Source organism: Bradyrhizobium arachidis, from assembly GCF_015291705.1.
In the GTDB taxonomy this organism is placed as follows: domain Bacteria; phylum Pseudomonadota; class Alphaproteobacteria; order Rhizobiales; family Xanthobacteraceae; genus Bradyrhizobium; species Bradyrhizobium arachidis.
On record NZ_CP030050.1, the window covers coordinates 1,457,431 to 1,471,292 of the forward strand.

At 65.3% G+C, this 13,862-nt stretch carries 12 protein-coding genes; 6 read left to right on the forward strand and 6 right to left on the reverse strand.

The window, feature by feature from the left end; translation table 11 throughout:
- Positions 1 to 123: 123 nt before the first annotated feature.
- The gene (locus tag WN72_RS07125) at positions 124 to 1,584 is read left to right on the forward strand and encodes a glycerol-3-phosphate dehydrogenase (RefSeq protein ID WP_092216842.1); all 1,461 of its coding nucleotides are present in this window, start codon (positions 124 to 126) and stop codon (positions 1,582 to 1,584) included.
- Here the strand turns inward: WN72_RS07125 and WN72_RS07130 are convergent.
- Together WN72_RS07130 and WN72_RS07135 are read right to left on the reverse strand one after the other, a co-directional pair.
- Entirely contained in the window at positions 1,581 to 1,883 is a 303-nt protein-coding gene (locus WN72_RS07130) for a type II toxin-antitoxin system RelE/ParE family toxin (RefSeq protein ID WP_092216841.1), read from the reverse strand. The genes WN72_RS07125 and WN72_RS07130 overlap by 4 nt on opposite strands.
- The gene (locus WN72_RS07135; RefSeq protein ID WP_347341967.1) at positions 1,880 to 2,122 is read right to left on the reverse strand and encodes a hypothetical protein; all 243 of its coding nucleotides are present in this window, start codon (positions 2,120 to 2,122) and stop codon (positions 1,880 to 1,882) included. Before WN72_RS07135 ends, WN72_RS07130 begins: the two co-directional genes overlap by 4 nt.
- Before the next feature lie 111 nt (positions 2,123 to 2,233).
- Here WN72_RS07135 and WN72_RS07140 point away from each other — a divergent pair, with 111 nt between their 5' ends.
- From WN72_RS07140 to WN72_RS07160, 5 genes are all read left to right on the forward strand, one after another.
- Entirely contained in the window at positions 2,234 to 3,400 is a 1,167-nt protein-coding gene (locus tag WN72_RS07140) for an ABC transporter ATP-binding protein (protein ID WP_092216840.1), read from the forward strand.
- On the forward strand, positions 3,397 to 4,311 hold the full coding sequence (locus tag WN72_RS07145; RefSeq protein WP_027561019.1) for an ABC transporter permease: 915 nt from the start codon (positions 3,397 to 3,399) through the stop codon (positions 4,309 to 4,311). The genes WN72_RS07140 and WN72_RS07145 overlap by 4 nt, the downstream gene beginning before the upstream one ends.
- 3 nt (positions 4,312 to 4,314) lie before the next feature.
- A complete protein-coding gene (locus tag WN72_RS07150) occupies positions 4,315 to 5,127 on the forward strand; it encodes an ABC transporter permease (protein WP_092216839.1) in 813 nt (270 codons plus the stop codon).
- Between the two features lie 100 nt (positions 5,128 to 5,227).
- Positions 5,228 to 6,211: a TRAP transporter substrate-binding protein gene (locus WN72_RS07155; protein ID WP_027561017.1), complete on the forward strand. Its 984-nt coding sequence runs from the start codon at positions 5,228 to 5,230 to the stop codon at positions 6,209 to 6,211.
- Between the two features lie 16 nt (positions 6,212 to 6,227).
- Positions 6,228 to 8,255, forward strand: coding sequence for a methyl-accepting chemotaxis protein (locus WN72_RS07160; protein ID WP_092216838.1), 2,028 nt, complete (start codon positions 6,228 to 6,230; stop codon positions 8,253 to 8,255).
- A 59-nt stretch (positions 8,256 to 8,314) separates the two neighbouring features.
- On the opposite strand, the gene WN72_RS07165 is transcribed toward WN72_RS07160, so the two are convergent.
- The 4 genes from WN72_RS07165 to WN72_RS07180 form a co-directional block, all read right to left on the reverse strand.
- The gene (locus WN72_RS07165; RefSeq protein ID WP_027561015.1) at positions 8,315 to 9,166 is read right to left on the reverse strand and encodes a carbohydrate ABC transporter permease; all 852 of its coding nucleotides are present in this window, start codon (positions 9,164 to 9,166) and stop codon (positions 8,315 to 8,317) included.
- Complete coding sequence (locus WN72_RS07170) at positions 9,163 to 10,035, reverse strand: carbohydrate ABC transporter permease (RefSeq protein WP_027561014.1); 873 nt, start codon at positions 10,033 to 10,035, stop codon at positions 9,163 to 9,165. Before WN72_RS07170 ends, WN72_RS07165 begins: the two co-directional genes overlap by 4 nt.
- A 94-nt stretch (positions 10,036 to 10,129) precedes the next feature.
- The gene (locus tag WN72_RS07175) at positions 10,130 to 11,515 is read right to left on the reverse strand and encodes an ABC transporter substrate-binding protein (protein WP_092216837.1); all 1,386 of its coding nucleotides are present in this window, start codon (positions 11,513 to 11,515) and stop codon (positions 10,130 to 10,132) included.
- A gap of 207 nt (positions 11,516 to 11,722) precedes the next feature.
- A complete protein-coding gene (locus WN72_RS07180) occupies positions 11,723 to 13,645 on the reverse strand; it encodes an AsmA family protein (protein WP_167380886.1) in 1,923 nt (640 codons plus the stop codon).
- Positions 13,646 to 13,862 lie beyond the last annotated feature (217 nt).

Genomic DNA, 13,862 nt, shown 5'->3' on the forward strand with positions numbered 1-13,862 from the left:
CGAAGTGGCCGCCGGTTCGCGTCAAGAAAACGCGTCAAAATAAGAATCTAGAGCCCCGTTCTGATTTCATCGGAACGGAAATGGCTCTAGTGATGGTGAGCTTCGCTCCCACCCGACGGCTTCATGGCGGATTACGACCTTGCGATCATCGGCGGCGGCCTGAACGGTGTCAGCCTCGCCCGCGATGCGGCCGGCCGCGGCCTGCGCGTCATTCTGCTGGAGCAGGGCGATCTCGGCGGCGCAGCCTCGTCGGCGACGCCGCGGCTGGTCCATGGCGATCTGTCGGTGCTGGAGCGCCGCGGGTTCTGGCGGGTGCGCCGGGCGCTCGCCGAGCACCGGATCTGGCTTCGGATTGCGCCGCATCTGGTGCGGCCGATGCGTTTCGTCATCCCCGCCCATTCCGAGGAACGCCCGCCCTGGCTGCTGCGCGCCGGACTGTATGTCTATGACGGCCTGACGAAGCGAGGCGGCCTGCCGCCGTCAGCGACCCTCGACATCACGCATCATCCCGTCGGCAACGCGCTGAAACGTCCGTTCGGCATGGCGTTCGAATATTCGGACTGCGTGGTCGACGATTCCCGCCTGGTGGTGCTCACGGCGCTGGACGCCGCCGAACGCGGCGCGGCGATCTGTACCGGGGCGCGCTGCGTGCGCGCCGACAGGACCGACACCTGGCGGCTCGCGGTGGTCGATCGCGGCCACCGCCGCATCATTACGTCGCGCGCGCTCGCCAACACCACCGGCGCCTGGACTTCGATGGTCGCGGACACCGTGCTGCGGCAGCCGCAGCCTGCGATGGCGGCCACGCAGATGAGCCAGATCCTCGTGCCCAAGCTGTTCGAGTCCGACAATGTCTACGTCTTCCAGAACAGCGATGGACGGCTGATCTTCGCACAGCCCTTCGAGCGCGACTTCACGCTGATCGGCACGGTCACGCACGCGTTCACCGGCGATCCCGCCATCGTGGCGATGCCGGGTGCCGACGTCAGCTATCTCTGCGAGGCGGCGAGCCGCTATTTCCGCGAGCGTGTCGCCCCGACCGACGTGGTCCGGACGGTCTCCGGCGTCAACCTGACGCTGGCGTCCGCACGCGGGCGCGACGGCACCACGCTGTTCCACGCACGCCGGCGCAAGGCGCCGCTGATCACGATGTTCGGCGGCGACGTCACCACCTCGCGCCTGCGCGCCGAGCGCGCGGTGACGCGGCTGACGCCGTTCTATCCGATGTCGCGACCCTGGACGGCGGGTGCACCGCTGCCCGGCGGCGATTTCGCCTGGGATCGTTTCGACACCGAGGTCGACCTCGCGCGTGATCGCTGGCGTTTTTTGTCGGAGCCGCAAGCCCAGCGCCTGGTCGCGGCCTATGGCTCGCGCCTATCGACAGTACTCGGCGAGGCGAAGACCCGCGAAGAACTGGGCCCGGCTTTCGGCCCCGAGCTGACCGCTGCCGAGGTGCGCTATCTCATGACCTGCGAATGGGCACGTTTTCCGGAGGATATCCTCTGGCGTCGCTCCAAGCTTGGCCTGACGATGCCGGCCGCCGAACGCGATGCGCTGGCGGCGTTCATGGCGGGGGTGAGCTAGGCCGAGCCACGCTTGCCTGGCATTCCGCCGGGATCGCGAGCGCCATGACGGATGGCGTGGATAATGATCTCCTGGTCCCCAATCTCGTAGAAGACGAGAAATGGGTAGGGTGTTGTGGTTAGTCTTCGGATGTCCGGATCGTCAGTTCGTAGACCGATTTCGGGATGCGCGAGCAGCAGGCCGATCACGTCCTGAATACGCTTTTGAACGCGAACCGCTCCCTGAGGAGACGCTTCCGCAATGTAGGTCAGGATCGAATCGAGGTCGGCGAGCGCCGGAAGCGTATAGCGGAGCTTCACAGGCCGTGCTTGGCCCAAGTCGCGCGGACTTGAGCCTCGGTTGCAAATTCGCCTCGTTTGGCCGCCTCCTTGGATGCGGCAATTGCTGCCCTCTCATCATCCGAGAGGATGACGGGAGAGGCCGCTTCGGCGCCGGTGAGCTGCAGCACGATCCGCGCAATGTCATCCTGCGCGTCTGCCGGCAGACTGCGTGCGATCTCCAGGGCCCGGTCCAGCAACTTGGTCATGTTCTTGATCATACGCCTTTTGACGTCCGGCATGAAGGCCAATTTGGGACGACCCGCCCCGAGCCAGTTGAGCAAAGGCCGATCGGCCGCTAGCGTGCGGCGGAATCGGGGTTGGCAGGGACCATGACGGACGAGTTGCCCAGAACAGGCGCCGCGGCGGCGGCCGGCGGAAATGCGCTTCCTGCGGGCCAGCCGCTATTGCGCATCGAGAACGTCGCGAAGACCTTTGGGACGTTCCGGGCCGTGGACGGTGTCTCGCTGGATATCAAGGCCGGCGAGTTCTTTGCGCTTCTCGGCCCCTCCGGCTGCGGCAAGACCACGCTCTTGCGCATGCTCGCCGGCTTCGAGGCACCGGACGAGGGCCGCATTTTGCTCGGCGGCAAGGACATCGCGCAGGCGCTGCCGCATGAGCGTCCCATCAACATGATGTTCCAGAACTACGCGCTGTTCCCGCACCTCTCCGTGCGCGACAACATCGCCTTCGGCCTGAAACGCGCCGGCATGGCGCGCGCCGAGATCGCGACGCGCGTTGCGGAGATGGTCGCGCTGGTGAAGCTCGAGGGTCTTGAGAAGCGCAAGCCCGACCAGCTCTCCGGCGGCCAGCGCCAGCGTGTGGCGCTGGCGCGTGCATTGGCGCGCCGGCCGCAACTCCTGCTGCTCGACGAGCCGCTCGCAGCGCTGGACAAGAAGCTGCGCGAGAGCACGCAAGGCGAGCTGATGGAGTTGCAGCGCCAGCTCGGCACGACCTTCATCATCGTCACCCACGACCAGGAGGAGGCGATGACGATGGCGAGCCGGATCGGCGTGATGAAATCAGGCAAGCTTGCCCAGGTCGCGCGTCCCCGCGAGCTCTACGAGGCGCCGCGCTCGCGCTGGATCGCGGAGTTCGTCGGCGACATCAACCTGTTCGACGGCGAGACCAGATTGCGCGACGGTCATCGTCTGGTCATCGGCACGCGTGATGCGGGTCCGCTGGTGGTGGCCGATCCGCGCGAACCGGTCGGCGCAGGAAAATTTGCGGTCGCGATCCGCCCCGAGAAGGTCAAGCTGTCGCGGCGTGCACCCGTGAGCGAGGCCGGTCGTGAAACCGCGATCAACGCTCTCGACGGCGTGATCGACGACATCTGCTATCTCGGCGGCACCACCACCTACAAGGTGAAGCTCGACACCGGCGGGCTGATTGAGGCGTCTGTCGCCAACAGCGCGCGCCTCGACGTCGACGCCTACAGCCTGGACCAGCGCGTTGTCGCCTGGTTCACGCCCGACGATTGCATGGTGCTGCCGTCATGAGCTCGCGCCGCATCTTCGCAAGGCCTGCGCGCTTCGCCGCGATCGCGCCCTATGTCTGGATGGTGCTGTTCTTCCTGGTGCCGTTCGCCTTCGTGCTGAAGATCAGCCTGTCGCAGACCGCAATCGCGCAGCCGCCTTACGAGCCGGTGTTCGACCTGACGGCGGGATGGGAGGCGCTGAAGTCCGCCTTTGCCGCGCTGTCGATCGATAACTTCAAGCTGCTCGGCTCTGACGACATCTACGTGTTCGCCTATGTGCGCAGCCTCACTGTCGCCGTCACGGCGACCGCGCTGTTGCTGCTGATCGGCTATCCCATCGCCTATGGCATGGCGCGATTGCCCAAGCGCTGGCAGGCGGTGGCGATGGTGCTGGTGATCGTGCCGTTCTGGACCTCGTTCCTGATCCGCATCTATGCCTGGATCAACATCCTCCAGCATGACGGCCTGCTCAACCAGATCCTGCTGGCGCTGCATCTGGTCAGCCAGCCCGTGGTCTGGCTCTCCACCGACGGCGCGATGTATATCGGCATCGTCTATTCCTATCTGCCGTTCATGATCCTGCCGCTCTACGCCACGCTCGCCAAGATGGAGCCGGCGCTGGAGGAGGCGGCCTCCGATCTCGGCGCACCGCCCTGGCAGGTGTTCTGGCTCGTCACCTTTCCGTTGTCGCTGCCCGGCGTCGGCGCCGGCGTGCTGCTCTGCTTCATCCCGATCGTCGGGGAGTTCGTCATTCCCGACCTTTTGGCCGGCTCCAATTCGCTGATGATCGGCCAGACCCTGTGGCTCGAATTCTTCACCAACAAGGACTGGCCGGTCGCCTCCGCCGCGGCGATCGTGCTGCTGGTGGTGCTGCTGCTGCCGCTGCTGCTCTACGAGCGGCTGCAGAAGCGGCAGCTGGAGCAGGGGCGCTGAGCCATGCGCAAGGTCTCCCGCCTGTCCCGCTTCAACGTCGCCTCGCTCGCGCTGGGGCTGGCGTTCCTTTATCTGCCGATCCTGATCCTCGTCATCTATTCCTTCAACGCCTCGCGGCTGGTGACGGTGTGGGGCGGCTGGTCGCTGCGCTGGTACCGCGAGTTCTTCAATGACCGCGCCATGATCGAGGCGGCCTGGATGAGCTTGCGGGTCGCGGTCGCCTCCGCGACCATCGCGACGCTGCTCGGCACGCTCGCGGCAGTGGCGCTCTCGCGCGGCGAGCGGTTCCGCGGCCGCACGCTGTTCTCAGGCATGCTCTATGCGCCGCTGGTGATGCCGGAGGTGATCACCGGCCTGTCGCTGCTGCTGCTGTTCGTGGCGCTGAATGCAGAGCGCGGCTTCTGGACGGTGACGATCGCGCACACCACGCTGACGATGTGCTTCGTCGCGGTGGTGGTGCAGTCCCGCCTCGGCTCGCTCGACCGCTCGCTGGAGGAAGCGGCGATGGATCTCGGCTGCAACCCGGTCCGCGCGTTCGTGTCCGTGACGCTGCCGCTGATCGCGCCCGCGATCGTCGCAGGCTGGATGCTGGCGTTCACGCTCTCGCTGGACGATCTCGTGATCGCCAGCTTCACCACCGGCCCAGGTTCGGCGACGCTGCCGATCCGGATCTATTCGGAGGTGCGGCTCGGCGTGAAGCCCGAGATCAACGCGATCTGCACGCTGGTGATCGGCCTGATCGCGGTCGTCATCGTGATCGCCTCGCTCGCCTCGAAACTGTCGAGCTCGCAGGGCGAGAGCGCGGCGCCGCTGTAGCCGTCCAACACATCATATATGGTGCTCAGGCACCACCTGACATAGTTAACAATTCATATAGCTTATCTGGCTATCGTCACCTCGCTTGGGGAAGAGGGCGATGAAGCGGCTTTATATTGGTGTGGCCAGCACGGTTCTGGCGTTACTCTGTCTCACTGTTCCGCCGTCGGCTGCTGCGACCCAGATGGTGTCGCTGGTGTACAACGGTTCGCCGCAGTCGCCGCAGCAGATCGGCTCCGACGAATTCCGCCGCAAGCTCGCCGAGACCGCACAGGGCCGCATCATCCTCGATGCACGCGCCGGCAACGCGATGGGCAGTGAGACGGCGATCCTGGCCGCCATGCGCAGTGGCGTGGTCGACATGGCGACGCTGTCGGGCTCGGTGGTCAGCTCCGCCGTGCCGGAGTTCGGCGTGTTCGACGTGCCGTTCCTGTTCCGCGATGCCGCGCAGGCCAAGGCTGTCGCGGAGGGGCCGGTCGGCGCGCTGTTCGCCAAGCATTTCGCCGACAAGGGATTGGTGCTGCTCGCGATCGGCAAGCAGGGCTTTCGCAACGTGACCAATTCGAAGCGGCCGATACAGACACCCGCGGATCTCCGGGGCCTGAAGATCCGCGTGCTCCCGAACGAGGTCTATCAGATGACCTTCAAGGCGCTGGGCGCCGAGGTCGTGCCGATGGAATTCACGCTGGTGTATTCCGCACTGAAGGACGGCCGTATCGACGGGCAGGAGAACCCGGTCGCGACGATTGCCGCCAGCCATCTCGAGGAGGTGCAGAAATATGCCAGCCTGACGGGCCATTTCTTCGCTCCCATTGCTTTCGTTGCCAATCGCGATGCGTTCCAGGCTCTCACGCCCGCGGACCAGGTCGCGATCATCGCCGCGGCAAAGGCCGGCGCGGAGGCGACCTGGAAGAGTGGCGTCGCGGAGGAGACGAAGAAAATCGAGGAGCTTCGCAAGGGCGGCATGGAGATCATCGAAAAGGTCGACCGCCAACCCTTCATCGATGCCGTGAAGCCTCTCGAGCCCGAGTTCGAGAAGCGCTTCGGCAAGGATCTGCTCGCCCGGATCCGGGCGACGCCGTAATCGCGCGGGAAACATCATGAACCTGTCATTGATCCTGTCACGCATCGGCATCCGCCCGCGCATCTTCGGCGGCTTCGCGCTGGTGCTGGGTTTCCTCTGCGTGCTGGCGCTGCTCGCCGTCATGCGGCTGTCCGAGATCGGCGGCACCGTCGGAGAGCTCGTGACCAGCGCCGACGGCGATGCCGGCATGGCGCGCGTGCACGCCGCGCTGCTCACGGCGAACGTCACCGTTGAGAAATTCGTCCGCACACGCAATCTCGGCGACCGCGATAGCGCCATCAAGGCGATCGACGGCTTTGGCCAGACCTTTGATCAGGTCGATCAGCAGTTCGGCCGCCTGCCGGCGATCGCCGCCGGCCGCGCCGCCCTGGTGGATGCGCTCGGGACCTATCGAAAATCCTTCACGGCTGTCGCGGGCGCTGTCGACCGTTTGCGCAACGCAAGCACCAAGAGCGAGGCGCTCGGTGCCACGGCTGGTCTCGATGTCGGCGCGATCAATGTCGCGCTTGTCAACCAGCCCGACCGTCTGCTCCAGCCCCAGCGTCTGGCCGGCACGGTGGATGCGATGCGGGTCTCGGTGCTGCGTTACACCATCACCCAAGCCCAGGTCGATGCCGACGATGCCGGGCTGACGATTGGCTATGTGCTGGCCGCGGTGGCCGATAGCGAGGCGGAGATCGCCGACGTCGAGGCGCCGCGACTGAAGAATCTGATCGCGGCCCTGAAGAAGGTGCTCACCGATCAATCGGCGACGCTGACCGAGCTGTCTGCCGCGATGGGCGAGTTGCGCAAGGCGCAGGCCGATCTGGTCAAATCCAGCAGCGCGATCGACTCCAAGGCCGCCGAGATCAGCAGGGCTCTGGGTGCGACGCGCACCGAGCAGAGCCGGTTGACGGCTGGGTCGGTCGATCAGACGCGCAATCTCGTGTTCACGGTCGCAGCGTCCGCGCTCGTGCTGGGCGCATTGCTGGCCTGGTTGATCGGACGCAGCGTGTCGCGGCCCATTGGCCAGATGACCTTGCGCATGCAGAGCCTCGCGGCGGGCGAGCTCGACGAGGCAATCCCGGGCGGAGGGCGCGGTGACGAAATTGGTCACATGGCTGGCGCTGTCGAAGTGTTCCGCCGGAACGCACAGACCGTGCGGCGCATGGAGCAGGAGTCTGCCGCGCAGCGTGCCGCAGCAGAGACGGAGCGTGCGGCGATGATGGCGCAGCTTGCCGATCGCTTCGATAGCGGCATGGAGGGCGTCATTGGCGGCGTCTCCAGCCGTGCCGAGGAGATGGGGCAGAGCGCCGCGAGCCTCGCCCGCGTCGCCGAGCGGGGCCGCTCGCTGGCCGAGCAGGTCGCCGCGACATCGGCCCAGGCGTCATCGAACGTGCAGACCGTTGCGGCGGCGACGCACGAACTGGCAGCCTCGATCAAGGAGATTTCCAGCCAGGTCGCGCGCTCCGTATCGGTGTCGGACCAGGCGAAGGAAGAGGCCTCGCGGACCGAGGCGCTGATGCGCGCGCTGTCGGATTCGGCCGAGCGGATCGGCACCGTGGTGCAACTGATCCAGGCGATCGCGAGCCAGACCAACCTGCTGGCGCTCAATGCGACGATCGAGTCGGCGCGGGCCGGCGACGCCGGCAAGGGCTTTGCCGTGGTCGCCAACGAGGTGAAGAGCCTCGCGACCCAGACCGCGCGCGCCACCGAGGAGATCGCAGGGCTCGTCGCCGAGATTCAGAACTCGACCGGACAGTCGGTCGCCGCGATCGGTCAGATCGGCAGAACCATCGCCGAGATGACGGAGATCGCGACAACGATTGCCTCCGCCGTCGAGGAGCAGGGTGCGGCAACCAGCGAGATCGCCCGCAATGTCGAGCAGGCGGCGAACGGCACGACAGCCGTGACCGACCAGGTCGGCGCCGTCCGCACCGTGGCGGGTGAGACCGATGCCGGCGCCGAAGCCGCGCTCACGGCCGCGTCGGCGTTGCAGGATCAGGCCCGCGCGCTCAAGAAGGACGTCGCGGAGTTCCTGCAGACGGTGCGCAAGGCGGGGTGAGAGCATCTCCCCGCGGCCGCCCTCCTATGGGCGCACCGCGGGAAGTGCACATCTGACATTCAGGACTTCACCGCACCCGCGGTGAGCCCGCCCACCATGTAGCGGCGGAAGGCGTAATAGACCGCGGCTGGCGGCAGCGCGTAGATGAAGCCGGTGGTCATCAACAGCTCCCACGGCGAGTCGTCGGCGGCGAGGAAGTTGCCGAGCGCCACGGGCAGCGTGATCTCGCGGTCGTTCGAGAGCAGCAGGAACGCGTAGAGGTACTCGTTCCAGGCCAGCAGCACCGCATAAGTGCCGATCGCGACCAGCGAGGGCATCATCAGCGGCAGGTACACCAGGCGGAAGATCTGCAGCGTGGTCGCGCCGTCCATCACCGCGGCCTCATCCAGCTCGACCGGGAGCTTGTCGGAGGCCTGCTTGAGCACCCAGATCGCGTAGGGGCTGGCGATCGTCACCATCGCCAGGATCAGCGACCAGTGATTGTTGAGCAGGCCGTAATTGCCCATGGTGCGGTACATCGGCACGGCGAGGAACGCCGCGGGGATGAAATAGGTGAACAGCGCGAGGTTCAGCACCATGCGCCCACCCGGCACCTTCAGCCGCGAGATCGAGAACGCCGCGGCCGTGGCGACGAACAGCGTCAGCACGCCGACCGCGGCTGCGATCAGCGTCGAGTTCCAGAACTGCACGTAGAAGTCGCGCAGGAAGTAATGCTGCTGCTTGAACACGATCTCGAAGTTGTGCAGCGTCGGGTGATCCGGCCAGAGCTTGCCCGAGAACGCGTCCTCCTTCGGGGAGATCGCGAACAAGAACATGTGATAGATCGGAATCATCGTCCACAGGAAGACGGGAATGCCGATCAGGAGCAGCCGCGCTTCCGTCGCGACGTCACGGAGAGAGGGAAGCTTCATCGCGACAACCGTTTCATCATGAAGTACACGAGCGGCAGGACGAACGGCATCGCGCAGACGATGGAGGCCATCGCGAGCGAGAGCTGGTCGAGCCGGAGATAGCGGATACCGAGCGTCGCCAGCACATGCGTGAGGTCGGCCGGACCGCCGCCGGTGAGCAGATAGACGCTGTTGAAGTCGCCGAGCGTCCAGATCATCGAGAGCAGCGTGCAGGTGATGTAGAGCGTCTGCATCGACGGCCAGGTGATGTAGCGGAATTTCTGCCACCAGCTCGCGCCGTCGACCTCGGCGGCCTCGAACAGGTCGTGCGAGATCGCAAGGCGTCCGGTGATCAGGATCAGCGTCCAGAATGGCAGCGACTTCCAGATGTGCACGCCGATCGCCATGCTCAGCGCCACAGTCGGGTCGTTCAGCCAGTTCGGGCCGTCATCGCCGGTGAAGGAGAAGATGAGGTGGTTGATCACGCCCCATTCGGGGTTGAGCATGAAGCGCACCGACAGGATGGTCGGGATCGACGGCACTGCCCAGGGCAGGATGAAGATCACCGAGAGCCATTTGATCCAGGTGCGCTGCATGGCGAAGAAGCCGGACAGGAACAGCGCGATCAGCATCTTGATGTTGATGCCGATGACCAGAAAGATCAGCGTGTTGACTGCGGCACGCGCGAAGATCGGGTCGTTGTACAGCGCGACATAGTTCGCCGGAGCGCGCGCCAGCCATAGCCCGTAGCAGACGGGATAGACGACGAAGGCGAGGAAAACCAGCAGATAGGGCGCGAGCAGGATGATGCCCCAGACCTGCGCCGGGGTCAGCCGCGACGACAGGGGCGGGCCGGGGAGTGCCTGATCGCCAGAGAGCGTGATCGCCATTCTTTCGGACTCTTTGAAAGGACTTCCGGCCGCACGAGGCGGCCGGTGTTGGTCTTACACCTCTCCCCGCAAGGCGGGGAGAGGTGAGGACGAGTTAACCCGCGACCTGCTTGATGCGGGCGATCAGCTCGTCCACGGCCTTGTCGACCGGGACCTTCTCGCTGACCACACGGTTCATCGCCTTCGCCCACACGTTCTCGTTGTTGAGAATGGTGAACTTCCAGTTCTTGGTGAAGTCGAACGCGGCGGTGCCGCCGGTGAACTGGGCATAGACCGCCTTGCGATGCTTGTCGGCCTGCCAGAACGGGCTGGCCTGGCTTTCCTTCGTCACCGGGAACCAGCGGCCGAGCGCGCCCTCGATATAGGGACGGACATTCTCTTCCTGGAGCAGGAAGCTGATGAACTGCTTGGCCTCGGCCTTGTTCTTGGCCGCGGTGAAGATCAGCCCGGTCTTGACGTCGGAGCGGTAGCGGATGGTCGATCCATCGGGCGCCTTCGGGAAGGACGCCGTGACGATGTCCTGCTCATAGGCCTTCTTGCCGGCGTCGCGCTGCTCCTGGGTGAGCGCCTGGTTCTGCGAGTCCTCGAACCACTTTGCCGCGATCGAAATCGTGAAGTTGTGGGTCATCACGATGGTCTTGTTGTGGAAGGCGACGTTGTTGTCCGGATCCTTCCAGGTGGTCGAGGACGGCGGCGTGCAGCCCTTGATGTAGGTGTCGGTGTAGTCCTTCAGGGCGTGAATCAGGTTCTCGCGGACCTTGGGATCGTCGACCAGCAGCTTGCCGTCGTCGTCGACCAGCTTGACGTGGTAGGCGTCCATGAAGGTGTAGAACGACTGGAAGGCGTCGGTGGACTCCACGCCCATCGGCTGGCCGACGCCGTAGATGCGCTGGCCGGTCGCCTTGCGGATCGCCGGCTGCACCTTGTCGCACCAGAACGTCCAATAGCCCGCCCAATCGGTCGGGATGTCGGAAAGCTTGAAGCCGGCCTTCTCCAGCATGTCGTTCCAGATCTCGACATGCATGCTCTGCTGCTTCAGCGGGAAGCCGTAATAGGCCTTCTTCTTGGTGACGTCGTTATAGAGGATCGAGGCATCCAGCGTGTTCTGCACGAACCGGTCCTTGATCGGCTCCATGACATCGCTGAGGTCCTCGAGCTTGCCTTCATAGGCCCACTTGCCCTGCGCCTGCACGTCATAGGAATCGGAATAGGCGACATCGGGCACGGTGCCGGCATCGAGCGCGGCGACCGTCTTCGGAATCATGTCCTGGATCGCGTATTGCGACAATTCGACCTTGATACCGGTCTTGGCTTCGAATTTCTTGATCGTCTCGATCAGCGCGTCGTCTTCGGAGCGGTAGAAGCCCTTGCCCCACCAGACCGTAATCGTCTTCTGCTGCGCAAAGGCAGGTGCAGTGGCGGCAAACAGCCCAGCCGCAGCGACCGCCAATGACACTGCGCCAATAACCTTGGATCTCACGTTTTTCTCCCTCAAACGGCCGGAGTTTTTAACCGGTCGTATAAAACACTAGCGCATGGCGGTGAGCCGATCTAGCGCCATCTTGTCAGACCTAGGTCGTGGGGTCGCGGGCGGGATGAGATGCTTAATGCGTGCATCGATCCAATCGCCGCATCAATTCGGCCGGATCAATTCGCAGCCGATCGGCCGATGTCGGCCGATCCGTCCTCAATTGGATTTCGCGTTCTCTTTGGTGTTCTCGGCCGTCGGCGAGTCCGCCGGCGCGGGGCGCTTGACGCCGGTGATCTTCTCGATGACCGAGCGCACCGTATCGCCGCTCTTGTCGTCCTTGCCCTTGAGCAGCGGCGCGGCGAAGGGCGAGCGGCGGATCAGGACTTCCGAATCGGGGAAGATCAGGGGATCGTCCCAAGGGCCCTGCACCACGAAGGGCAATTGGAAGCCCGAGGACGTGTTGAGGCTCGCGACGCCCTTCATGTCGTATTCGCGCGTCGGCACCGACGCGGTGCCGGTCAGCGTGATTTTCGCCGACGGTCCCTCGATGCGGATGTCCTCGGCGGTCGCAACCCCGTCGGCGAATTTCAACGCGATGGTGAGGTTGTCGTAAGGCGTCGAGCCGTTGCGGAAATTTCCGCCGCCCGACAGCGGCCGCCGCTCCAGCCGCTTCAGCAGCTGCTCGGCGTTGATGCCGGCGATCGCACCGTCATGCCCGGTCACGGTGGCGGTGCCGTCGAGCGACTGCACGAGGCCGAACGGGCTCGAGCCCGAGGCGACGAGGGAGACGTTGATGTTGCCACGGCCGGACAGCTTGTTGAGGCCGAACAGCTCGGAGGCGCAGGCCTGGAGGTCGACATCGGTGAACTGGAATTGCGCTTTGACGTCGGCGACGGTGTCGGAGCGCGCGATCCCGAACGAGCCCTTGGCGATGCCGCCATAGACCTGGGCCTCGCCGACCGAAAGCGCCAGCGTGCCGTTGCGCAAATTGGCGCCGATCGCGGTACGGCCGAGCCTCGATGCGCCGACCGTCAGCCTTGCTGCCGACAGGCGCATGTCGAGGTCGGTGGTCGAGAGGCCGTTGAGATCGAACAGCTGCCTGTTCCAGTCGCGCGCGCCGCTCGCGAGCAGGCGGAAGGTGGAGATATAGGGCGTGAAGTCGAGCGCGTCGGCGGCGAGCGTCGCCTGCAGTGTCTGCCTTCCGTTGTTGGCGTAGGTCATGACGCCCTCGGCGGTGTTGCCGTCGAGCTCGACATTGACGTTGGTGAGCGCGATCGAGGCGCCCACGACGTTGGCGCGCGCCTTCAGCGCGAAGCGGCCGAAGCCGCCGCTGCCGGGCTGCGGCTGGCCGGTCCAGCGCAGCGCGCTGCGCAAGGACGGGCTGTCGATGGTGAGCGTGCCCTCCATCATCGGGCTGGTGCGGTTGGCGACGCTGCCGTCGAAGGCGAGCTTGAGCGGGGCGCTGGCGATCCGCGCCTTCAGGCCCGAGCGGTCGCCGGAGAGGGCGGCGACGAAATCGGAAAAGCTGATCGAGCCGTCGACGCGCTCGCCGCGCCAGTCGAATTGTCCGGTCGCGGCGAAGGAGCGCGAGATCGAGGGCCAGGCCAGCGACAGGTCGATGTCCTCGAACTTCTCGGTGGCGTGGGTGGCAGCGTCCTCGTAATTGAGCACGCCGTCCTGGATCCGGATCTCGGAGAACGAGACCTGGTTGTCGGCGCCCGGCTTCATGGTCCGCGCGATGGTCTGGATGAAGGGCGTCCAGTTGCTCTCGCCGTCCGGCTTCAGGCTGACATGGATGCGCGGCCGCAGCAGCGTCAGGTCGGCGATCTCGAACCGTTGCAGCAGCAGGGGCAGCAGCCGCAGATTGGCGGTGAGCACGTCGACATGGAGCGCGGGATCGCTGGTGCCGCCGCCCTTCAGGCCGACGTCATGGAAGGAGATGTAGCTCGCCGGCAGCACCGAGATGTCGATGTTGCCCGTGACATTGAGCTCGAGCCCGGTGACGTCGCGGATCTGCGCCTCCACGGCCTTGCGCAGCGCGTCGCGGTTGATGAGCCATGAGGTCGCGATCAGGGCGATCAGCGCGACGCCGAGCAACGCCGCGATCGGCGTCCCGAGGCGCTTCATTCCTTGGGCCATGGTCAATGGCATGTCCTGGTCGGGTTGGTCGTTGGAGCCAGAAGGGCGGGCCGGGAAACCTGCGTACCCACTCCCAACCCCCGCAACTTGATCGGTTTTCTTGTCGCTTTCAAGGCCGCGGGCGGGTCTGCCCACGGTGTGGGCAGCTTCTAGCACCGGTGACCTGAACGGAGAACCCCGTATCATTGACGGCTTCGGAGGATTTCGCCTAATAATC

Coding starts and splice junctions, on each gene's coding strand:
- WN72_RS07125 (WP_092216842.1), top strand. CDS start 124: ATGGCGGATTACGACCTTGCGATCATCGGCGGCGGCCTGAACGGTGTC.
- WN72_RS07135 (WP_347341967.1), bottom strand. CDS start 2,122: ATGATCAAGAACATGACCAAGTTGCTGGACCGGGCCCTGGAGATCGCA.
- WN72_RS07140 (WP_092216840.1), top strand. CDS start 2,234: ATGACGGACGAGTTGCCCAGAACAGGCGCCGCGGCGGCGGCCGGCGGA.
- WN72_RS07145 (WP_027561019.1), top strand. CDS start 3,397: ATGAGCTCGCGCCGCATCTTCGCAAGGCCTGCGCGCTTCGCCGCGATC.
- WN72_RS07150 (WP_092216839.1), top strand. CDS start 4,315: ATGCGCAAGGTCTCCCGCCTGTCCCGCTTCAACGTCGCCTCGCTCGCG.
- WN72_RS07155 (WP_027561017.1), top strand. CDS start 5,228: ATGAAGCGGCTTTATATTGGTGTGGCCAGCACGGTTCTGGCGTTACTC.
- WN72_RS07160 (WP_092216838.1), top strand. CDS start 6,228: ATGAACCTGTCATTGATCCTGTCACGCATCGGCATCCGCCCGCGCATC.
- WN72_RS07165 (WP_027561015.1), bottom strand. CDS start 9,166: ATGAAGCTTCCCTCTCTCCGTGACGTCGCGACGGAAGCGCGGCTGCTC.
- WN72_RS07170 (WP_027561014.1), bottom strand. CDS start 10,035: ATGGCGATCACGCTCTCTGGCGATCAGGCACTCCCCGGCCCGCCCCTG.
- WN72_RS07180 (WP_167380886.1), bottom strand. CDS start 13,645: ATGGCCCAAGGAATGAAGCGCCTCGGGACGCCGATCGCGGCGTTGCTC.